The organism is Flavobacterium sp. (assembly GCF_004295795.1).
GTDB lineage: Bacteria > Bacteroidota > Bacteroidia > Flavobacteriales > Flavobacteriaceae > Flavobacterium.
Window position 1 is genome coordinate 60,766 of sequence record NZ_SEBR01000021.1, and the last position, 21,596, is coordinate 82,361.

General features: G+C 46.7%; 14 protein-coding genes. 8 read left to right on the forward strand and 6 right to left on the reverse strand.

The window, feature by feature from the left end:
- Positions 1-148 precede the first annotated feature (148 nt).
- On the forward strand, positions 149-6,580 hold the full coding sequence (locus tag EOO49_RS15430; protein ID WP_290847294.1) for an alpha-2-macroglobulin family protein: 6,432 nt from the start codon (positions 149-151) through the stop codon (positions 6,578-6,580).
- Between the two features lie 258 nt (positions 6,581-6,838).
- Here the strand turns inward: EOO49_RS15430 and EOO49_RS15435 are convergent, their stop codons facing one another.
- Positions 6,839-8,983: a S46 family peptidase gene (locus tag EOO49_RS15435; RefSeq protein WP_290847371.1), complete on the reverse strand. Its 2,145-nt coding sequence runs from the start codon at positions 8,981-8,983 to the stop codon at positions 6,839-6,841.
- 592 nt (positions 8,984-9,575) lie between these two features.
- Here EOO49_RS15435 and EOO49_RS15440 point away from each other — a divergent pair.
- Both EOO49_RS15440 and EOO49_RS15445 read left to right on the forward strand, forming a co-directional pair.
- Positions 9,576-9,950, forward strand: a complete 375-nt coding sequence (locus tag EOO49_RS15440) for a hypothetical protein (RefSeq protein ID WP_290847296.1) — start codon at positions 9,576-9,578, stop codon at positions 9,948-9,950.
- A 368-nt stretch (positions 9,951-10,318) separates the two neighbouring features.
- Positions 10,319-11,353, forward strand: a complete 1,035-nt coding sequence (locus tag EOO49_RS15445; RefSeq protein ID WP_290847298.1) for a fibrobacter succinogenes major paralogous domain-containing protein — start codon at positions 10,319-10,321, stop codon at positions 11,351-11,353.
- 52 nt (positions 11,354-11,405) lie between these two features.
- On the opposite strand, the gene obgE is transcribed toward EOO49_RS15445, so the two are convergent.
- The 4 genes from obgE to hpt form a co-directional block, all read right to left on the reverse strand.
- Entirely contained in the window at positions 11,406-12,407 is a 1,002-nt protein-coding gene (obgE, locus tag EOO49_RS15450; RefSeq protein WP_290847300.1) for a GTPase ObgE, read from the reverse strand.
- Positions 12,408-12,492: 85 nt separating this feature from the next.
- Positions 12,493-13,770 carry a hemolysin family protein gene (locus tag EOO49_RS15455; protein ID WP_290847302.1) on the reverse strand — a complete coding sequence of 426 codons (1,278 nt, stop codon included), beginning with the start codon at positions 13,768-13,770 and terminating at the stop codon, positions 12,493-12,495.
- A 369-nt stretch (positions 13,771-14,139) separates the two neighbouring features.
- Positions 14,140-14,712: an adenylate kinase gene (locus EOO49_RS15460; protein ID WP_290847304.1), complete on the reverse strand. Its 573-nt coding sequence runs from the start codon at positions 14,710-14,712 to the stop codon at positions 14,140-14,142.
- 388 nt (positions 14,713-15,100) lie between these two features.
- Positions 15,101-15,631 carry a hypoxanthine phosphoribosyltransferase gene (gene hpt / locus EOO49_RS15465; RefSeq protein ID WP_290847305.1) on the reverse strand — a complete coding sequence of 177 codons (531 nt, stop codon included), beginning with the start codon at positions 15,629-15,631 and terminating at the stop codon, positions 15,101-15,103.
- 180 nt (positions 15,632-15,811) lie between these two features.
- Between hpt and EOO49_RS15470 the strand changes: the two genes are divergently transcribed.
- From EOO49_RS15470 to EOO49_RS15490, 5 genes are all read left to right on the forward strand, one after another.
- The gene (locus tag EOO49_RS15470) at positions 15,812-17,080 is read left to right on the forward strand and encodes a sorbosone dehydrogenase family protein (RefSeq protein ID WP_290847307.1); all 1,269 of its coding nucleotides are present in this window, start codon (positions 15,812-15,814) and stop codon (positions 17,078-17,080) included.
- On the forward strand, positions 17,077-19,155 hold the full coding sequence (locus tag EOO49_RS15475) for a TonB-dependent receptor (protein WP_290847309.1): 2,079 nt from the start codon (positions 17,077-17,079) through the stop codon (positions 19,153-19,155). The genes EOO49_RS15470 and EOO49_RS15475 overlap by 4 nt, the downstream gene beginning before the upstream one ends.
- A 105-nt stretch (positions 19,156-19,260) precedes the next feature.
- The gene (locus EOO49_RS15480) at positions 19,261-19,782 is read left to right on the forward strand and encodes a hypothetical protein (RefSeq protein WP_290847311.1); all 522 of its coding nucleotides are present in this window, start codon (positions 19,261-19,263) and stop codon (positions 19,780-19,782) included.
- A gap of 73 nt (positions 19,783-19,855) precedes the next feature.
- Positions 19,856-20,398 carry a hypothetical protein gene (locus EOO49_RS15485; protein ID WP_290847313.1) on the forward strand — a complete coding sequence of 181 codons (543 nt, stop codon included), beginning with the start codon at positions 19,856-19,858 and terminating at the stop codon, positions 20,396-20,398.
- Between the two features lie 215 nt (positions 20,399-20,613).
- Positions 20,614-20,865 (forward strand): hypothetical protein, encoded by a 252-nt coding sequence (locus EOO49_RS15490; RefSeq protein ID WP_290847315.1) that lies wholly within the window; start codon positions 20,614-20,616, stop codon positions 20,863-20,865.
- A 22-nt stretch (positions 20,866-20,887) separates the two neighbouring features.
- On the opposite strand, the gene EOO49_RS15495 is transcribed toward EOO49_RS15490, so the two are convergent.
- The gene (locus tag EOO49_RS15495) at positions 20,888-21,322 is read right to left on the reverse strand and encodes a VOC family protein (RefSeq protein WP_290847317.1); all 435 of its coding nucleotides are present in this window, start codon (positions 21,320-21,322) and stop codon (positions 20,888-20,890) included.
- Between the last annotated feature and the right edge of the window lie 274 nt (positions 21,323-21,596).

Consider the following 21,596-nt stretch of genomic DNA (forward strand, 5'->3'; position numbering starts at 1 on the left):
TTTTATTGTTACAATCCAACCTTTTGTAGGAAATGTGCATCAATTGCTTTGTCGGCTTATTGTCGTTTGTGCGAAAAGCAGAAAGTGCAAATTATCGCGTTACGACAAGCTGACGAAAATCCGAATCCAATTCAAAAACGACACACCAATGCGTAAACTGCTGATTTTACTGTTGATCTGGAGCACATCGGCATTCGCCCAGGATTTCAAAAAAGAGTGGGAGAAAGTCGTGAAACTCGAGGATTTGGGATTCGTCAAGCAGGCAAACGCGGCTGTGGAAAAAATCTCGAAAAAGGCCGAGCGCCAAAAGAACGACGCCCAACTCGTGAAGTGTTTCTTCTATCAGTCGAAATACCTTCAGACTTTGGATGCGCAAGCCCAAATCAAAACGCTTGTCAGACTCAAGGATTTGTCCGCGAAAAGCTCGGGTGCGAACCGCGCTATATTTTGCATCATCTATGCTAAATGCCTCAAAAATTATTTGCGTTTCGCCAGATATGAGAACCAACGAACCGAAACCGTCGGCGATTCGATTCCCGATGATCTGCTGTTGTGGTCGCGTGAAAACTTCGAATCGGAAATGGAGCGCGCTTATTCGGCTTCTCTCGCCAACAAGGAATTGCTCAAGAAGACGAAATTGTCGCAATACGAGCCTGTTTTCGATTACGTTCTTGCGGATAAATTCTCGAACCGGACTTTGTTCGATTGGGTGATTTCGGAAAACATCACTTACAGAATTGAAAATTTCCACGAATATCGTCCACCTCTATACAAAACCGATGAAACACTTCCGTTCCTGACAGGAAATCCAGACAAATTCTCGCTTGCCAACTTTGATACGATTTCACTGCCAAAACATCGGGAATTGCTCAAGCTGATGCAGTCGAGAGAACAAAACCGACCTGACATTTCCAACCGTATTTCGCGATTGGATTGGCTTTTCGGAAAAAGTCGCGAAGCCGGGAAAGCACTTGAAAACTTGCGCAAAGATGCCAAAGATTCGACAGATATAGACGACGTAAGGTTCGCGCTTGCCCAAATCTACAAGCAAGACGACTCGCGTGAAAACAAAGTAAAGGCTTTGGCTATGCTGGACAGCGTGATCGTCTCGAAACGCCATTCGAACGCCAGCATGAAGGCGCTCAAGCTCAAGAATGAGATAGTGGCCAAAAGTCTTCACGTCGAGATCGCGCGGTTTCGATATCCGGGCGAACCTTCGCGGGCGCGCCTCGCTTTCAGAAACCTCGACAGCATTTCAATCTCGTGTTTCAAGGTAAAAGCCGCGGGTCAGGAAATCGACACCTATGGAAACCAAAGCGAAAAACTGAAGTTGATTTCAGGGTTGAAACCAATGATTTCCAGATCGATCGCACTCAAGAATCCGGGCGATTACCGCGATCATTCCACCGAAATCCTTTTGCCCGAACTTCCCGTCGGAACTTATGTCGTCGTTATTTCTGCCAAAGATATCGACGGAAAATCGGACATCAAGGACGCGCAAGTTATTGTCGTTTCCAATCTCGCCTACATCAAAAGCGACAAGATTGGAAATACGGAATTCTCGGTTGTCAGCCGCGACAAAGGGAAACCCGTTTTCGGCGTAAAAGCTGCGTTCAAGGATCGCGATCTCGAGTTTTACTCCGATGGAAACAACAAACTCAGAATCAGCCAACCCGCAAAACCAGGAAATCTTACGGGTTGGATCAGCAAGGGCGCCGATTCGCTTTACGTTTCACAGTATCGGTATGTTCGTGAAAAACAGATCGAAAAACCGTCCGCCAAGCTGCAATTCTATCTCGATCGCGCGATTTACCGGCCGGGACAGAAAGTTTTATACAAAGGCATCCTGATGCAAAAAGACAGTTTGGGATCGGGCGTGATCGCCAATGCGAGATTGATCGTCAAGGCTTACGACGCGAATAACAAGGCTTTTTTCACGAAAGAAGTCAACTCGAACGAATTCGGTTCTTTTTCGGGAGCATTCGATTTGCCGAAGGATCTGCTTACCGGCAATTTCCGGCTTTCTGCAGAAAAAGAGGCAAACATTTTGACCGACGAAAACGGCATATTGTCACGCATAGCAAACTTCGACGCCAGCATTTCGTTCAAGGTCGAGGAATACAAACGCCCAAAATTCGAGGTGATATTGGATCCGATAAAGGAAACTTTGTTGTTGGGAAAAGTGGCGACCGTGTCCGGAAACGCGAAATCCCTTGCCGGAAGCGTCGTTTCGAATGCGAAAGTTTCCTGGATAGTGACTTTGGAAACCATCAGTTACGCTATCGGCGGACGTGATTCCGTAGATGAAATCGTTTCACAAGACAGCCTTTTTTCTGACGCGGGCGGACGTTTTACCATCAAATTCCCAACGAATCCGAGTGAAAACGAAGAGGATGACCAGCGAGCCGAACTTCCTGTCTACAACTACAGGCTCGAAGTTAGCGTAACTGATCTGAACGGAGAAACAAGAACGGCGACTCGCGAAGTCAATGTGGCCAGACATGCGCTTTCACTCGATTTTTCGGCTCACGAACTCGAAATCTCCAAAGACAATCTCGTCGAGGTAGTTTCGAACAACCTCAACGGCGAACCGAAACCTACGAAAGGAAAACTCGAATTTTTCCGAACCCAAAAACTTGCCTCGAACTTCAAGAGCAGATTTTTCAACGCGCCTGAAATTCCGGGTTTCACTGCGTCAGAATTCGCGGAACTTTTCCCCAACGAAGTCGACGAAAGCCTTTTGGATGTCGGCAACGACACGCTTGCCAAAAAAACGATTCACGTGGATACGAAAGTCAAAACGTCTGTCGAAGCCGATTTGAGCAAGCTCGAACCCGGAATTTACAACGTGGTTTTTTCGGTTGAGGACGAATTCGGGTTCGAGGTTTCTGCAAAACGGCAGTTCACTATTCGCGATCCGAAGCAAAAAATCGATCGGTCAAAACTTTTTACAATAAGGCAGATCAACGAATTTCCGGAAAAAGACAGTTTCGCGAACTTTATCGTGACTTCACCCGTGCCAGATTTGAACGTTCATATCGCCGCATCTGACGCCAAAAACACGTTTTTCGAACAAGACATCACGCTCAAAAACCACGAATTCGCGTTCAAGGTGGAAATTCCGAAAACGGCAAAAACAGGCATTTCCGTATTGGCCGATTCGTTCTATGACAACGCGTTTGAAAGCGAGACTGCTTCGGTAACTTTGCCGATCGTGAAAACGCAGCTGAAAGTGGAGACGATTTCGTACAAAAACCTCATCGAGCCCGGAAGCCCGCAAACTTTCTCGTTTCGGATCAAGCCGGAAAATGCCGCGCTTGAAAGTGAAGTTTTGGCTTCGATGTACGACGCTTCTCTAGACGTTTTCGCCAAATCGGAATGGGTTTCACCTCAATTTTTTGACTATTCCTATTATCACGGCAACAGGCGAAATGCTTCGGAAAACCGTTCGGTGAACTTGAATCTGAAGTCGAAACTTCCAAATTCTTACGGATCGTGGCGTCCGGAAAATCCTGTTTTGATGCAATTTGGATACGATCCCGACAAATACCGCCGGGAAGCTGCGAATCGGCTTTACAAAACGCAAATGGCGCGCAAGGCCAAACCGTCTAACGCGAAATTGGTCTACGGAAAAGTGACTGATGAATACGGCGCGATCGCCAACGCAAAAGTTGGCATAAAAAACACAGACCGATATGTGCTGACCGACGACGAAGGCTATTACGAAATCGAAGCTTCGGACGACGAGACGCTCCGCTATTTCGTTTTGGGTTATTCCGCCAAGGAAATCACATCTGTTGGATACGGACGAAAAGACGTGAATTTGGTTGAGGAAGATAATTCTATCTACGCAGTTGAAGTTTCGGGCGATAAAGGCATCCAAAGAAAAGCCAGCGCGATGACGTCTGTAGTTCAGATCGTAAAAAATATGGAATCTTCCGACACGCCAAAAACGACACTCGAATTGGTCGGGAAAGTCTCCGGACTGCAGATTGAAACGACGAATTCGGGCGTAAATGCGTCGACGCGGATCGTGCTTCGTGGGAATCGCAGTACGTCCGCAGACAATTCGGCACTTGTGGTCATTGACGGAAAGATTACGTCCATGGCCGAATTCCAGGCCATGAATCCGGACGACATCGTTTCAATAAGCGTGATAAAAGGCGCTCAAGGTGCGGCATTGTACGGCAGTCAAGGTGCGAATGGCGTGGTAGTCGTCTCTTCTAAAAAGGCTTTCGCCGACTTGGGAAATGTCAGGACGCGCACGAACCTGAGTGAAACGGCGTTCTTTTTCCCGCATCTCAAAACCGACGAAAAAGGCAACGTGCTATTCAGTTTCACTTCGCCCGAAAGTTTGACGACTTGGAAACTTCGGCTTTTCGCTCACAATAAAAAAGGTGTTTCGGGACAAATCCAACAAAAGATCGTAACCCAAAAAAGTTTGATGCTAACTCCGAATTTCCCGAGGTTTTTACGAGAAAAAGACAGCATCGTGATCTCTGTCAAAATCTCGAACATGACCGCGAAAGTCCTGGACGGAAACGCGATGTTGCAACTTTCGGACGCGGCCACGATGCAACCGATAGATGCGATTTCGGCCAACTCCAAAAACCTGAAAACCTTTCGATTGAGTCCTACGGGAAATTCAGTTGTCGACTGGAAAATCGCGATTCCCGAAGGTTTATCGGGCGTGCATTACAAGGTCGTGGCCAAGTCTGGCGATTTTTCCGATGGAGAAGAAAACATCATTCCCGTGGTTTCGAACCGCATGTTGATCACTGAAAGCAAACCGCTTTGGATACGCGAACATTCTACCAAAGAAGTGACGTTTGAGCAGTTGAAAAACAACAAGTCGTCAACGCTCAAGAACCATCAGATGACGCTCGAATTCACGAGCAATCCGGTATGGCTCGCGCTCGGGTCACTTCCTTACCTTATCGAGTACGAACACGAATGCGCCGAACAGACTTTTGCGCGTTTTTATGCGAATGCCGTGGCGAGTTCGGTGATTGAAAGCAATCCGAAAATTGCCGACGTTTTTACAAAATGGCGTCAAAACGGAAAAGGGAAACTCGAGCAAAACCAAGAGCTCAAGTCGATTTTGGTCAACGAAACGCCTTGGTTTAACGACGCTTTGAGCGAATCGGACAAGAAAAAACGGCTCGCGCTGCTTTTCGATCTGGAACAGTTGAAATCTTCCAAAAGCGCGACATTGGAAAAATTGAGGCAAAAACAGAAGGAATCGGGCGGATTCGCTTGGTTCGATGGCGGAATCGAGGACGAATTCATTACGAGGCACATCGCTTCGGGAATCGGGCATTTGAAAAAACTTGGGATTTCGAAGGCAGACGATCCGTTGTCCGAAATTGGGAAAAAGGCGATTTCTTATCTTGACGATACTTATATCAGACGCAAATTGGAAGTGAAATCACAACAAAATCGCCTGCGCGGCACTTATTCTGATTTGCATTATTTGTACGCCCGAAGTTTTTACCTGGCTGAAATTCCGCTCAAACCGACACTTTCGGAAGAAATCGAACGCGATCTGAACGAGATCATTTCGAATCGACTGCAACTCGATGTTTATCAAAAAGCGATGTCGGCTTTGGTTTTGCACCGATTCGGAAAGTCGAAACAAGCCCGAGAGATCGTGGATAATTTGCGGGAAACGTCGGCGACTGATGAGACGAACGGCATGTTTTGGGTCGAAAACACGCAAGGCTGGAATTGGTTTCGCGCGCCAATTGAAACTCAGGCTTTGCTGATCGAAACATTCCTTGAGGTTTCGGACGACCAGAAATCGGCGCAAGCCATGAAGGCCTGGCTTATCAAGAACAAACAGCGTTCGCATTGGCCATCCACGAAATCGACAACCGAGGCCGTTTATGCGCTTTTGCTGCAAGGCGGAAATTGGATTAATGTGAAAGACGATGTGGTTTTTAAGGTAGGAAGCGAGAAAATCCTATTGGAGAAATTGTCCCAAACCCAGAAAGAAGCCGAGACAGGTTATATGAAAATCGACTGGAACGCGAACGAAATCACACCCGAGATGGCAACTTTGAAAGTCGAGAACAAAAGCGATGTGCCCGTATTTGGCGGCTTTTACTGGCAATACTTCGAGGATTTGGACAAGGTCGTCAGGAGTGAAAAAGGCATTTTGACCGTGAATCAGGAGTTGCTCAGGAAAACGGATGCGTCGGATGGAGAAAAATTCCAGAGAATAACAGTTGACGCAAAACTCAAAGTAGGCGATTTGCTAACGGTTCGCGTTACTGTAAAAGTGTCCGAAGATTTGGAATACGTGCATCTGAAAAGCATGAGAGCCGCTTGTTTCGAGCCTGTCGACGTGCTTTCAGGTTATCGGTGGAAACCGAATTCCAGTTATTACGAGAGCACGAAAGATGTTGCGACGCATTTCTTTTTCGACAGATTGAAAGCCGGTTCCTATGAGTTCGAATATGAAGTTCGCGTGAACAATTCGGGCGATTTCTCGAATGGGATTGCGACTGTCCAAAGCATGTACGCCCCTGAATTTTCTGCGCATTCGAAAGGTGTTCGCATAAAATCTTCGCGGGAGTGAATTTCTATTGTTTGGCGAGTGTTTCGGTAGCGTTTTGTTGTTAGAATTAGCACTTTTGTGCAATTTGATTTCCGAAATTGAACAGTGCTTGTGTAATAGGTTTTCTAGCCTGATTTTCCAAACCTAACAAATCTCCAAGATTTGTTAGGTCTACAAAAATAACCCATAACAAAATTCCCCGATTACAGATTTTCTGTACTTTTTGTTAAAGAAAAAACCCCGCCGTAAAGCAGGGTTTTCTCGTATAAAGTCTGGAAATTATTTCACGATCGTCATCTCGTCTACGATGTGTTTCGCTCCCGCGTATTTGTCGATTACCCAAAGTACGTAACGGATGTCGACGTTGATCGTGCGTTGCAAATCTTTGTCGAAGATCACGTCACCGGCCATGGCTTCGATGTTTCCGTCGAAAGCGAGCCCGATAAGTTCTCCTTTTCCGTTAAGGACTGGCGAACCTGAGTTACCGCCCGTGATGTCATTGTCCGTTAGGAAATTTACCGGCATGTAACCTTTTTTGTCGGCATAGCGACCGTAGTCCTTGGCCTTGTACAGGTCAAGCAAACGCTGTGGCAAATCAAATTCCGCGTCGCCCTTTTTGTACTTCTTCACCATTCCGTCGAAGGTCGTGTAGTTGTTGATTTTGGCGTCGTTCTTTTTGTCGGCCGGCAAAGCGCGAACTTTTCCGTAAGTAAGACGCAATGTCGAGTTCGCATCCGGATATTGGATCGGATTCAATTTCGATTCGCGCAAACCTTCTACTTCCAAACGGAAAGCTTTCTGGAAATCGTCGTTCATCTGCTTTTGCTCGTCGCTCATGTTGCGCATTTTCCCCAGCAATTCGACTGAAAGTAGATAAAGCGGATCGGTTTCCAATTTCGCAGGCTCCGGATTTTTCAAAAATGCCTCGAGTTTCTCTCTCGTGGCGAAAATACTTTTTGACGTAATATCGTTCACGTAAGCCGTAAAGTCGCCGTTGTTCTCGTGTTTTTGTTTTTCGACCGTCGGAACCAATCCGTATTCGGAAGCTTTAGCCGCGTACAGATTCAATTGTGCCGTCAGGATGTCTTTTTCGGCCGGAGCGTAAAATTCCTCGTAGTAAGAATCGATCTGACTTTGGATTTTCGGCCACATTTCGGCTTTCTTCGCGTCGTTTTCTTTGTAGTATTGGATCAATCCCGTACCAAGAACGGACGGCGCAGTCGCGTAATTCGTCGTTCTCATCAATTGCGACAGATAGTTGTCGTGACGCGCTTTAAGATTCGTCTTGTCGTAGAAATTGTCAATCGTCGCGATTACATTCCCGTATTTTTCCTTGTTCTCAGGTTTGTTCGCCCAAGTGTTGAATTTCGCTTCTTGTTCTGATTTCTTCTTGGCAGTTCCGTGCTTGGTCAAAGCATCGATCATACCTTGTCGGTTTTTCCAGTAATTGGCTGTGGAAGCGTATTTCGAAGCGTATTTCAAACGCACGTCATCGCTTTTGTCCATGTGTTTCTTCATCGCGTCCATTCCGGTCTTCGCACCTTCGACCCAAGCCGGATATGCGAATTTCACGTTCTGCTCGATTCCGCCGGCTGGCATCCAACGGTTCGTTCTTCCCGGATAACCCAAAATCATCGCGAAATCTTTTTCCTTGACGCCGTTCAGGTTGACCGAAAGGTGTTTTTTAGGATGGATCGGAACGTTGTTCTCAGAATAGTCTGCCGGATTTCCGTCTTTGTCTCCGTAAATTCTGAACATTGAAAAATCGCCCGTGTGACGCGGCCATTCCCAGTTGTCCGTATCTCCACCAAATTTCCCGATGCTTTCAGGTGGCGTTCCCACGAAACGGACATCCTTGAAATCCTGATACACGAAATAGTAATATTCGTTCCCCTGGAAAAACGGACGCACCGAAACCACATATTTTCCGCCTTCACTGTTCTCTTTCTCGATAGCGGCGACTTCCTGTTGGATGATCTTGTTGCGTTCGGCCTCGGTCATCTTGTCGTTGACCTTTCCCAAAATGCGTTTCGACACGTCGTCCATACGAACGAAAAAGCGCACGAACAAAGACTTGGGCTTCATTTCGGCTTTTTTGTTGGCTGCCCAATAACCGTCGCGCAGATAGTTTTTCTCCGGAGACGAAAGCTCGGCAATCGCGTCGTAACCGCAGTGGTGATTTGTCAGGACGAGTCCGTCTTTGGAAATCAATTCGGCCGTACAACCGCCGTTGAACTGCACGATAGCGTCTTTTAAACTGCTGTTGTTGATGCTGTAGATTTCCTGAGCCGTGAGCTGCAATCCCATTTTCTGCATGTCGCGGTGGTTGAGCCTCTCGATGAACATGAGGAACCACATTCCTTCGTCGGCGCGCATTGGCATTGCTGTCAGGGCGAGGGCGAAGAACAAAATGATTTTTTTCATTTCAGATAAATTAATGTTAGTTAACGGCGGAATTAGTCGGGGAAAGGCGCAAAATGTTACACCTTGACTTTCCGCTTTTAAAGCCGTGCGAAGATAAGTGAAAATGCGAGTTGAGGAAAGTCCGAATGGAAAAACTATATCGTTGTAGTTTGTTTTTGTGTCCGAGAAATTTGTTGCCACGCCGACGCCCACTTTCACCGCTGCTTCTGCTACTGCTACCGCTACTGCTACTGCAACTGCTACTGCTACTGCTACTGCTACTGCTTCTGCTACTGCTTCTGCTACTGCTACTGCTACTGCCACTGCTTCTGCTACTGCCACTGCTTCTGCAACTGCAAAATCTGCAAAATCTGCAAAATCTGCAAAATCTGCAACTAAATCCCGGACACCTTATTTTCACATTTTTTACAGATTTTCTGTAATCGACATTCAAAACACACCGCTAATTTTACATCAAGATTTCCAATCGAACGGCTTTGGGAAAGACGTCACCCAAAGCCAGGAGTTGAATGCCTTTCGCCTGCATTGAAGGTTTGTGTGCAGGTTTGGAAGTAAGACCAACAAACCAAAACCAATTTAATTTATACGCCTTATGAAAACTTTTGTTTTAAGTATGTTCGCCATGTTGTTATTGGTCTGTACCGGAAATGCGCAAAGCAAATCCGAGAGTGCAACCCTTAGAATCACGACGGGAAAAACCGTCTCCGATTTCAAATTCCCATCCTTTAAAGATCTCGACACCAAAGCCGATGCGCTTATCTCCGAACAGGCAAGAGTTTATCAAGGAGCTATTGAAGGCGGTGGCGGCGCTTGCCAGGTTTCAGTGACCGTAACGGTTACCGTGAGTGTAGGTGTTGCCTCGGTAAGTGTGTCGGGCACGATTACGACCAGTTGCGCCGATGTCGTCGCGGCCACAAAGCGCCTCAGGGCTTACCTCTATCAAGCCGCGACATCCGGAATGAACTAGAGTTAGGTGTAGTGATGGGCGGCTTTCGGGTCGCCTGTTCTAATCGCTGAAGCCAATACTTACTGCCTACTATTACACGCCACGAAAACACTGATTCAATTATTCGCCACGTTACAATTCGTTTAGTCGAGACACGCCCGGAAATCGGAATCGGCGATACTTAGGAACACTCCCGAAAACTATCGGGCAACTCCGAAAGTGTCGCCGAGGTCGATTTTATGGCCGATTACAAGGAATCCAAACATGTAACTTTTCTTTCGGTCACGTATCGACCAATCAATACTGTAACATTTTTAGTGTTTATTTCAAAACAGAATTTTATATTTGGATAAACAACACATAATCAACACTTTTAAATCAATCTACTTATGAAAAAACTAATTCTCTCGCTGTTTTTCGCAGTCCTAATTTCATCTTGTAGCGATACTGACGACAGTAATTCAAACGATAACACGCCAAACCTCACGGTAGCTACGTTCGCCGCGAGCAATTCAACCACTTCGCAGATCACGTTCAAAACGGGAGGAACTGTAACTTCTACTGGAAACACAGTGGCAATCCAGCGCGGGATTTGCTGGAACATCGAAGGAAATCCTACAGTTCTTACCAATAAAGTGAGCGCAGGTACCGGAAACGGGACTTTTGAGACAATCATTACAGAAAGAGCACCTGACGTCTCCTATCATGTCAGGGCATTCGCCATTACCGAGACTGACACAGTGTATGGAAATGATGTGACGTTGCAAACAAAACCCTTCGCGATACCCGGAAATGGCGTAATGGACGAATGCGGCAATAACTACCCAACCGTAATCCTGGCAGATCGCGAATGGATGGCCGAAAATTTAAAAGCGACTTGTTATCAAAACGGAGATGCGATTCAAGCCGCCACAAGCCAGGCAAATTGGACATCGCAAACATCTTCTCAAACCGGAATTTATTTGAACTACGCCAATAGCGTGTCGAATGGAGTCGAGTATGGCAAACTTTACAGCTGGTTCGCTATCAATGATGCCAGAAAGATAAGCCCGGTGGGTTGGTCTGTGCCGAGTCAGGCTGATTTTGAAAATCTCCGCCAGTATATCCTCGACTATCGGGAAAGTGATAATTTGATGGTCGGAAAAACGTTGAAAACGACAGCAACCGGCTCTTGGACAAATGATATCGCGGGGACGACAAACAGCGCCGGCTTCTACGCTCTCGGCGCCGGGAACTATGACGTGGAGAACAATCTTAATCTAGGCTTTCAAAACCTGAATCTCCGCACTTGGTTCTGGACCAGAGAGAACCAAACTTTGGACGGCATGGTCTACGAACTTAGAAGCTCCAATCATCAATTCAATTGGTGGACAAAAGACAAAATCAGGTTCGCGGCATCAGTTCGATGTATCAAAAATCCGTAAAAACAAAAAAACCGCCAAATCGACGGTCTGTTCGTTATTTCCAAAAGGCAGATCAGGCATTCAGCATCTGCCAAAGCTTGTCCTTCAACTCGACCAAACCTTGTTGGGCGACCGAGGAAATGAACATGAATGGAACGCCTTTGAGTGATTTTTCAAGCTCTTTTTTCATCTCAACTTTGAGTTCGTCATCGAGCATATCTGTTTTCGATATCACCAAAAGTCGTTCTTTGTCGAGCATTTCAGGGTTGTACTTCTCTAGTTCGTTCAGCAGGATTCGGTATTCGTCGGCTATGTCCTTGGCATCGGCGGGCACGAGGAACAAAAGAGTCGAATTGCGTTCGATGTGTCTCAAAAAGTAATGTCCCAAACCTTTTCCTTCGGCAGCGCCTTCGATGATTCCTGGAATATCGGCGATTACGAACGACTGGAAATCGCGGTAAGCCACGATCCCGAGATTGGGTTTTAACGTCGTAAAAGGATAATCGGCAATTTTCGGTTTGGCCGACGTGAGCACAGACAACAAAGTCGATTTGCCTGCATTCGGGAATCCCACCAAACCTACATCGGCCAAAACCTTGAGTTCGAGAACGATGTCTTTTTCTTCTGGCGGCAAACCCGGTTGCGCGTATCGCGGCGTTTGGTTCGTCGAGGTTCGGAAATGCCAGTTGCCAAGTCCGCCTTTTCCTCCCAAAGCGATGATTTTTTCTTCTCCGTCTTCAGTAATCTCGAACAAGATCTCATTCGAGTCCTTGTCGCGAACCACCGTTCCCAGAGGAACTTCGATGTATTTGTCTTCCCCGTCGTGACCTGTCGAGCGCGATGATCCGCCGTCACCGCCGTGTCCGGCTTTTACGTGTTTAGCAAATTTGAGGTGAAAAAGCGTCCACAAACCTTTGTTTCCTCTTAGGATTACGTGTCCGCCACGGCCGCCGTCGCCTCCGTCAGGACCGCCTTTCTCAATGAATTTCTCGCGGTGCAAGTGCGTGGAGCCTTTCCCGCCTTTACCCGACGAGATGTATATTTTGACGTAGTCTACGAAATTTCCTTCTGTCATTTTCTAATGAATAATTAATTATTAATAATTAATAATTGCCCGAGCATTCTATTGCACTTCATTATTAATTATTCATTATTACTTGTTAATTCTCTTTAAGTGACGTAACCAAGACCTTGTCGATCTTGACGCCGTCCATGTCGATTACCTCGAGTTCGAAGCCTTGCCATTCAAGCTTTTCGCCTTGTTTTGGGATGCGGGAAAGTTCGGTCATTATCAAACCCGAAACCGTCGTGACCTCGTAGTCCGTGACGAGTTCGTCGAGTTCGAAAAAGGTCAGGAAGTCGTGAAGCGGATAATGTCCGTCGACGAGCCAGGTTCCGTCTTCGCGTTCGGTCAACAGGAAATCTTCCTTGTAAAAGTCCGATGCATCGCCAACCAAAGCTTCCAGAATGTCGTTCAACGTGATGATTCCCTGAAAAACACCGTATTCGTCGGCCACGAAAGCATAATGAACACCACTTTTCTTGAAGTTTTCCAAAGCGTTGTAAGCGGTGGTCTGTTCCATGATGAAAGGCGCTTCTGTCATGATTTTCGACAGGTTGAAATCGGCTTCCTCGAAATGGGCGAAAATGCTCTTGAGGTTCACCACGCCAACGATGTCGTCGTAATTTTTGTCGTAAACCGGATAAACGGAATGCAGTTCTTTCAGCATCAGTTCGCGGGTTTGCTCCTTATTCGAATTCAGCGGCAAAAACGCCACCGATTTCCTGTGCGTCATCAGTGAATTTACTTTTCTGTCGCCGATGTGGAAAACGCGTTCCATGATGTCCTGCTCGATTTCCTGGACTTCGCCTCCTTCTGTTCCTTCCTTGATAATTGCCTTGATTTCCTCTTCGGTGACTTTTCCATCAGCCGATGGTTTTACCATGAGGATTTTGAGCAATCCGTCGGTGGAAATTGTGAGCAACCAGATGAATGGCGCGGTCGCAACCGAAATCCACTTCATGGGAATAGCGACTGCCTTGGCGATTTTTTCGGGGAAGTTCAAGCCTAGGCGCTTCGGGACAAGTTCGCCCAGAACGAGAGAGAAAAACGTCAGGACAACGACCACTACTCCAACGGCGATGTTGTCTGCATAAGGTTTCAGCGACGCGAATTGCTCGACGAAAACCTGAACGTCGGTCGTGACTTTATCGCCCGAATAAATACCCGTCAAAATCCCGATCAGCGTAATCCCGATTTGTACCGTCGACAGGAATTTGTTTGGAGCGTTCGAGAGTTCGAGTGCGGTCTGTGCTCCTTTGTGGCCTTTTTTGGCAGCCGTTTCAAGGCGGTTTTTACGGGCCGAAATCAAGGCGATTTCCGACATTGAAAAAACGCCGTTCAGAATGATAAGAAGTAATATTATTAATATTTCCATTTGTTGGTGAATCCTTGAGAAATGATTGGCTCAGGATTCGGACTGCTGTTATTTTTTGCCTTGCCACTTGGCTTTGGCGTGCGTGTTTCCAAGGATTTTTATAACTTTTTCATCCACCGATTCGTGAATTTGTGGCCAAAAATTCAAAATCGCAACGTCTGGCTACGAATGCACGAATCGTTGTTCAAATTGCACTTTCTTTTTTTTCCAAGGATGCACGGACTCTTACGAATTTTTAAGGCCTCGCATCTGTTGGATTGCTAGTCGCATCTGCCTCTGCAACTGCAACTGCTTCTGCAACTGCAACTGCTTCTGCAACTGCAACTGCTTCTGCAACTGCAACTGCTTCTGCAACTGCAACTCATCCGATTACAAATTATCAATAACCGAACTCAATCGCTCGGTAATATCACTGATTTCGCCAATGCCGTCAACCGAGTGGAATTTGCCCTGCGCCTTGTAAAAATCCATAAGCGGCGCGGTTTTTTCGTTGTATTCCTGATAGCGGTTGCGAATCGCGTTCTCGTCCTGATCATCGGCGCGACCTGACGTTTTTCCTCTCTCGAGCAAACGTGCCACAAGAATATTGTCGTCGGCTTCGAGTGCTATCGTGGCCGTGTTTTCGGTTCCGGCTTCGGCTAGAAACTTGTCTAGCGCTTCGGCTTGTGCAATCGTGCGCGGATAACCGTCGAACAGAAAACCTTTGGCGTCCGGGTTCGATTTTACAGCGTCGATGAGCATGTTCGTGGTCACTTCGTCCGGAACCAAATCGCCTTTGTCTATGTAGCTTTTTGCCAGATTGCCGAGCTCGGTGCCGTTTTTCATGTTGAATCGGAAAATATCGCCCGTTGACAAGTGCACGAGGTTGTACTTCTGTTTTAGAAATTCGGCTTGTGTTCCTTTGCCGGCTCCGGGTTTTCCGAACAATACGATGTTGATCATTTTGTGTTAGTAGTTATGTTTTGGATAATTGAATTATGGATAATAGACTTATAGATGATAGACGGATAGATAATGGACATGTTGTGTTGAACTCTTTATTTAGCTGCTTATTATCGTAGTAGCTTGGCCACGAATGCACGAATTGTTCCGAAGCTACGCTTCTTTTTTTTGCCACGGATTCACGGATTTCCACGGATCGCACGGATTTTTGATGCTTCGCATCGGTTGAATCGTTAGCTGTGTTCTGCTACTGCTACTGCTACTGCCACTGCTACTGCCACTGCTACTGCTACTGCTTCTGCTTCTGCTTCTGCTTCTGCTTCTGCTGCAACTGCTTCTGCTGCAACTGCTTCTGCTTCTGCTTCTGCTACTGCTACTGCTACTGCACCTACTCAGCAAGTTGATACACCAAAGGCAAATTGCGTCCGAGGCCGTCGTAATCGAGTCCGTAGCCCACGATGAACTTGTTCGGGATTCGGATTCCGACGTAATCGATCTTGATGTCTTTTTTGTACGCTTCGGGTTTAAAGAACAACGTCGCGATCTTGAGATGTTTGACGTTTTGCGCTTTGAACAACGCTTTGAGTTCCTCGATCGTGTTTCCTGTGTCGACAATGTCCTCGATGATCACCACGCATCGGCCTTCGAGACTTTCGTTCAAGCCGATAAGCTGCTTGACCTCGCTCGTGGTCGACGTTCCTTCGTAAGAAGAGAGTTTCATGAAACTCACCTCGCAAGGGAATCGGTATTTTTTGAGGATGTCGGAAACGACCATGAACGAGCCGTTGAGAATTCCGATAAAGACAGGCGTTTCTTCCTGATGGTCGTCTTCTATGTGCTTGACCATTTCGGCAATGGCGAATTCAATCTCTTCTTCCGAAATAAAAGGCACGAATTTTTTGTCGTGAAGCTGTATCACTTGCGTTTGGAATAAAGGTGCAAATATCTGAAAATGCATCGGGTTGACGCAACTAAATATACGGAAAACCTGATTTTTAGTCAATTTTCATCAATGTTAAATGTGTTTTAAACTTCAACCGTAATTTTTCACCCCAAATTTTATAAGTCGTAAATTCGATACCACTCTAAATAACAACACATGAAAACCAGTACAATTGCACTTTCTTTCGTGGCAGCGATCTTCGTTTCGTGCCAAGGCCAAGTCAAGAAAGAAGAAAAGGAACAACTCGCGAAAGGTCCGGGAAATACAGTGAAGACGGCCATTGGCGACCTTACGCTTCCGCCGCCTTTCCAAACCGAATCAGTGACGAACAACAGCAGGATCGACGGTTGGCAAAACGGCGAATCGCCAAAAGCGCCAGAGGGTTTCGTCGTAACCAAATTCGCGGGCGACCTTGAAAATCCGAGAAATTCGTATGTCGCTCCAAACGGCGATATTTTCGTGGTCGAAAGCGGAACACGCGGCAGCAAGAACCAAATCACGCTGTTCCAGGATAAAAACAAGGACGGAAAATACGAAAGCCGAAACGTTTTCATCTCCGGTTTGAGCCAGCCATACGGCGTTTTGATCATCGGCGAAACATTTTATGTAGCCAATACAGAAGGCGTTTACACCTATCCATACAAAGCCGGCCAAACCAAAATCGAAGGAAAAGGCAAGAAAATTCTCGATTTGCCTGCCGGCGGATACAACAATCACTGGACGAGAAACCTGCTCGCGAATGCCGACAATTCCAAGATTTACGTTTCGGTCGGATCGTCTAGTAACGTCGGCGAAAACGGGATGGAAAACGAGGTGAGACGCGCGGCGATTCTCGAGGTAAATCCTGACGGAAGCGGCGAGCAATTGTTCGCGGGCGGACTCAGAAATCCTGTCGGAATGGACTGGAATCCCGTGACGAAAGAACTTTGGACGGCCGTCAACGAGCGCGACGGATTGGGAGATGATTTGGTTCCCGACTACATCACATCGGTCAAAAAAGGCGGATTTTACGGTTGGCCGTATTCGTATTTCGGACAGATAGAAGACCCAAGAATGAAAGGACAAAAGCCAGAATTGGTCAAGAAAGCCTTGGTTCCCGACGTTCCCGTAAACTCGCACACGGCTTCGCTTGGACTCACTTTCTATGCTGCGAATCAGTTTCCAGCCAAATACAAAAACGGCGCTTTCGTTGGACAACACGGCTCATGGAACCGCTCAAAACTTTCAGGTTACAAAGTTTTGTTCGTGCCATTCAAGGACGGAAAACCAGGGCAGCCCGAAGATTTCCTCACCGGATTCGTACACAATCAAGACAAATCGCGCGTCTTCGGACGTCCGGTAGACGTTACGGTTTTGCCTGACGGATCGCTTTTGGTGAACGACGACAGCGGAAACACGCTTTGGCAGATTTCGGCTAAGAAATGATTTTCAGACATCTAATAAAACTTGCGCCTTTACTCCTACTGGCGCATTTTTCGCTTTTGGCACAAGTCGATTCGACCGCGACGAAATTGACCGAAGTCAGGATTTCGAGTTTTCACGTTTCCGATAGTCTGATCAACGCTCCGGCAGCGATCGGAATCATTTCTTCTGCAGATCTGAAGCGCAACAACAACGTCGAGATCGCGACGGCGATGAACCGCGTCTCGGGCGTTTTGATGCAATCGGGCGCTTTCAACACGAACAGGATTTCCATTCGCGGAATCGGTGCGAGAACGCCTTTCGGAACAAACAAAATCCGCGCTTTTTACGGAAATATTCCGCTGACTTCTGGCGATTCGGAAACGACGATCGAGGACATCGACGTAGAAAACATCCAAAGCGTCGAAATCATAAAAGGTCCGATGTCAAGCGTTTACGGCGCAGGTTTGGGCGGAGCGATACTGCTTCAACCGAAGACGGGAAGTTTGCCCGGAAATTCGGCGCGAATCACATCGACTGTCGGCTCATACGGACTTTTGAAAAATACGGCGACTTATGGTTTCGATTCCGAAAAAGGTTCGCTGAACGTGAGTTATCATCGGTTGGAATCGGACGGTTGGCGCCAAAATTCGCAATACAGGCGCGAAGGTGTGACTTTGGCCGGTGAATTGTTCCGACGCGAGAGTTCGAAATTGACCTATTTCGGAAATTTTACGGCGATGAAAGCCTTTATTCCGAGCTCGATCGACAAGCCGACTTTCGACAACAATCCCGGCGCGGCAGCTGCGACATGGCTTGCGGCAAAAGGTTTCGAGCAATACGATTCGTGGATGGCAGGTTTGTCTTATGAAACGAAAATCGTCGGGAGTTTGAGGAACGCGACCTCTGTTTTTTACAATCACAAGAAAAGCGACGAACCGCGTCCGTTTGACATTTTGCGCCAGAACACGACTGGATTTGGTGCGCGCACGCAATTCAACGGACGGATCGCATCTGAAAAACTCACCTATTTACTAGGAGCGGAATTTTTCCGGGACGGATTCGACGGCAAAAACCTCGAAAACCTGTATCAGCAAAACGATGGAAACGGAAGTTTGGTTGGCCAAAGAATTGCGTCGAACGAGCAAAACCGCACGATCTGGAATGCGTTCGCCCAATTGCGTTTCAAGGCGAACGACTATCTCGAAGCCCAAGCCGGACTCAATTTCAACAAGACCATGTTCGATCTCGAGACGACTTTCCCTGTCGTCGACCGAAATTCCGAAAGCTATTCTTACGACGGCATTTTCTCTCCTCAATTCTCCGTGCTTTTGCATCCGACAGGAAAAAACGACAAGACCATATATGTATCGGCGAGTCGCGGTTTTTCGATGCCGGCGGTCGAGGAAACCCTGAATCCCGACGGATCGGTGAATCAGGACATAAAACCTGAAAACGGCTATAATTTTGAAATCGGAGGGAAATTTTTCTTTTTACACAAGCGTCTTTTCGTGGAATTTGCGGCCTATTCTATGGCTATCAAGGATTTGTTGGTTGCCCAAAGAATCGGCGACGACCAATATGTCGGTGTGAACGCGGGCAAAACCTCGCATCGCGGCATTGAACTTTCTGCCGATTACACTTGGAATCTCTCGGGCGCGGTTTTGGTCAAACCTTTCGCGAACGCTTCCATCGGACGTTATAAATTCGAGGAATTCGACAACAACGGCACCGATTTTTCGGGAAAAGATCTTACAGGTGTGCCGAAAAACACGGTCAACGCCGGAATTTTGGTGAGTTGGAAAGGTCTTTACGCTTCCGCGGATTATCGGTTTACCGACAAAATAGCGATGAACGATGCGAATTCGGCTTACAATGACGCTTATCGCCTGGTGAATTCAAAGGTTGGCTACCGTTTGAGTCTGACGCAAAAAATCGGATTTGAAATTTATGCCGGTGTCAACAATCTAACGAAGGAAAAATATGCAGCCATGATTTTGCCAAACGCCGCAACGCCAACTAACGGACTTCCAAGGTATTATTATCCGGGAATGCCCCAAAATTTTTACGGTGGACTTGCCTTAAACTGTAACTTCTGAAACTTCTGCCCTTAAAAATCCTGTAACATCGCCTAAAATTCGTGTAACAAGCCCGCAAATGTCGCGCCTATCTTTGCCATACAAATAATTTAAAACTAACACAAAATGAAAAAGAGCAAATTTTTACTGGGCCTGTTTGCCTGCGCGGCAATGACGTTGAACTCGTGTAGTAGTGATGATGACGGGACAAACGGCGGATCGATCGCTGGAACTTACGACCTTGAAGAAGTGAACGTTTCCGAAGGTGTAGATTTCGACCAAAATGGAACGGCTAACACCGATTTGACAAAAGAGTCAAACTGCTTCGACAGCGGAAAAATGACGCTGAACGCCGACGGAACACTTCAGTTCGTGAACAGTTATGTCTTGGTTGACGAAAACCTTGGAACTTTCGAATGCGCCTCTTCGACTTTTTCAGGAACTTGGTTGACACAAGGTCAGGCCGGTTCTACAATCGTGATCGAAGTGACTTATGCCGATGCCAACAACGACAACGTAAACCTGATCTTGACAAAACAAGGTGACAAGCTTACTTACACGCAATTGTTCGGACAATATCCTGACAGAAATGCACAAGGTGGCGCCATTTACACCAACGGATCTGTCGAGTACGTTTTCGACAAATAAGAAATTACCTGAATACAATAGAAATCGCCAAAAAAGGTCGGGAGTTTTCCTGGCCTTTTTTATTTTTGGAACTATGGAACTTCGCAAAGAGATAGAGAACAGCACGGCGCACCGACCAATTCGGGACAAGATTTCCGGCTATGTGCTCGCCAATCGACAGGAATTCGAGACCTTGCTTTTCATGGCTTTGGACGTGTCTGACAAAAACCACCACAAAGCCTGTTGGAATCTCGAGCTCGTAATCGAAGCCAAAATCGACTGGATCAAACCTTATCTCGAAAAATTCTGTGATTCACTCGAAAATTTTACTGACGAAAGCGCATTGCGTTCCATTTCGAAAATTTGTCTCTTTATCGCCAGAGCCGAATTCCCCAAAAAAGGACGAGGCAATTTCGCGACCGACGAGCAGTTGCAAAAAATCGCCTCGGCTACTTTCGACTGGTTGATCGATGAGAGAAAAGTCGCTACGAAAGCTTATGCGATGCGGGCTTTGTTCCTTCTCGGAAAGCGCTATGACTGGATTTACCCTGACCTGAAAGTGGTCTTGTCCAAGGATTTTCCAGATCATTCTGCCGGTTACAAAGCTGCGGCGAAGCAGTTGTTACGCTTTTTGTAAAACCTTCCTTATGTTGTCGAGTTGGCGCGTATGCCGTTGCGTGTGAAAAAGCACGAAAGAAAGAAATTCGAGTCGCGTCATGGCCAAAACCCGGAATCTCGAAATCGAGACAAATCTTTGCCATATTCAGCTTCGCGGCCAATTCCTCGAGATTTTTTCCATATTCCGAAAAGAAGTCCGCAAATTGATTTTGGTCATACGATTTTTGTTTCGGAATGATAAATTCCGGAGAGTCGTACTTTTTGTCAAAGTCCAGGAAAACGCCTGCGACCATTGCGACTTTCTCGTCAGGCTCGCGGTTTGACGCCTCGGTTTTGCCTTGGAAAAGTTCGGGCATTCCCTCGATCGAAAGTTTGACGTGCTCGCAGACTTGTCCGCCTGTCCAGCTGCCTTCGAACGGGATTTTGTTGAAATCTTCATCCTTGTATTTCTCGATAGCCGATACCATCGCTTCGAAAGTCGGCTGAATTTGTGCAGTCAACTTTTCCATCACTCGCAGTCTATCATCCATTGAATCCCGAATTTATCGGTGAGCATTCCCCAATGTCCGCCCCAATCTGCAGGTGCGAACGGCATCATCGGATTTCCATCTTTTGAAAGTGCGTCGTATAGTTTTTGGCCTTCCGATGTATCGTCGGCCTGAAGCGAAACCGAGAAGTTGTTCCCAGCTTTGAGTGTGAATTTTTCGGTCGATGTTACGTCGGTCGCCATCAAAATGTGCCCCGTTGGAAGCGCAAGCGAAATGTGCATGATTTTGTCTTTGTCCTGAATTTCCGTTCCGGAACAGCCTTCCTGATCTTGGCTTTGTGGCATGTCGCCAAATCTTACCAATGCTGAAAATTCGCCTCCGAAAATCGATTTGTAGAAATTGAAGGCTTGTTCTGTCGTGCCTTCGAAATTGAGGTAGGTGTTTACTGCTTTCATATTTGAGTGCCTAAGTTTGTTGTTCGTTATTCGTTATTCGTTGTTCGTTATTTGTTGTTCGTTATTCGTTGTTCGTTGTTCGTTGTTCGTTGTTAATTATTCGTTATTAATTATTCGTTATTAATTATTAATTGTTCGTTATCCGTCATTCAAAATTCGATTTTTCGCCACCGCTTTTCGCATTCATTCGAAGGTCATTCGGTTCCAAGAAATCCTCTTTTACAAAGTTAGAACTGCAAGTCCGAAGAAAAACTGTGCAGAAACGACAACGCCG

What these genes read in the sequence shown, in the direction of transcription:
- EOO49_RS15430 (WP_290847294.1), top strand. Translation starts at nt 149, where the DNA reads ATGCGTAAACTGCTGATTTTACTGTTGATCTGGAGCACATCGGCATTC.
- EOO49_RS15435 (WP_290847371.1), bottom strand. Translation starts at nt 8,983, where the DNA reads ATGAAAAAAATCATTTTGTTCTTCGCCCTCGCCCTGACAGCAATGCCA.
- EOO49_RS15440 (WP_290847296.1), top strand. Translation starts at nt 9,576, where the DNA reads ATGAAAACTTTTGTTTTAAGTATGTTCGCCATGTTGTTATTGGTCTGT.
- EOO49_RS15445 (WP_290847298.1), top strand. Translation starts at nt 10,319, where the DNA reads ATGAAAAAACTAATTCTCTCGCTGTTTTTCGCAGTCCTAATTTCATCT.
- obgE (WP_290847300.1), bottom strand. Translation starts at nt 12,407, where the DNA reads ATGACAGAAGGAAATTTCGTAGACTACGTCAAAATATACATCTCGTCG.
- EOO49_RS15455 (WP_290847302.1), bottom strand. Translation starts at nt 13,770, where the DNA reads ATGGAAATATTAATAATATTACTTCTTATCATTCTGAACGGCGTTTTT.
- EOO49_RS15460 (WP_290847304.1), bottom strand. Translation starts at nt 14,712, where the DNA reads ATGATCAACATCGTATTGTTCGGAAAACCCGGAGCCGGCAAAGGAACA.
- EOO49_RS15470 (WP_290847307.1), top strand. Translation starts at nt 15,812, where the DNA reads ATGAAAACCAGTACAATTGCACTTTCTTTCGTGGCAGCGATCTTCGTT.
- EOO49_RS15475 (WP_290847309.1), top strand. Translation starts at nt 17,077, where the DNA reads ATGATTTTCAGACATCTAATAAAACTTGCGCCTTTACTCCTACTGGCG.
- EOO49_RS15480 (WP_290847311.1), top strand. Translation starts at nt 19,261, where the DNA reads ATGAAAAAGAGCAAATTTTTACTGGGCCTGTTTGCCTGCGCGGCAATG.
- EOO49_RS15485 (WP_290847313.1), top strand. Translation starts at nt 19,856, where the DNA reads ATGGAACTTCGCAAAGAGATAGAGAACAGCACGGCGCACCGACCAATT.
- EOO49_RS15490 (WP_290847315.1), top strand. Translation starts at nt 20,614, where the DNA reads ATGATAAATTCCGGAGAGTCGTACTTTTTGTCAAAGTCCAGGAAAACG.
- EOO49_RS15495 (WP_290847317.1), bottom strand. Translation starts at nt 21,322, where the DNA reads ATGAAAGCAGTAAACACCTACCTCAATTTCGAAGGCACGACAGAACAA.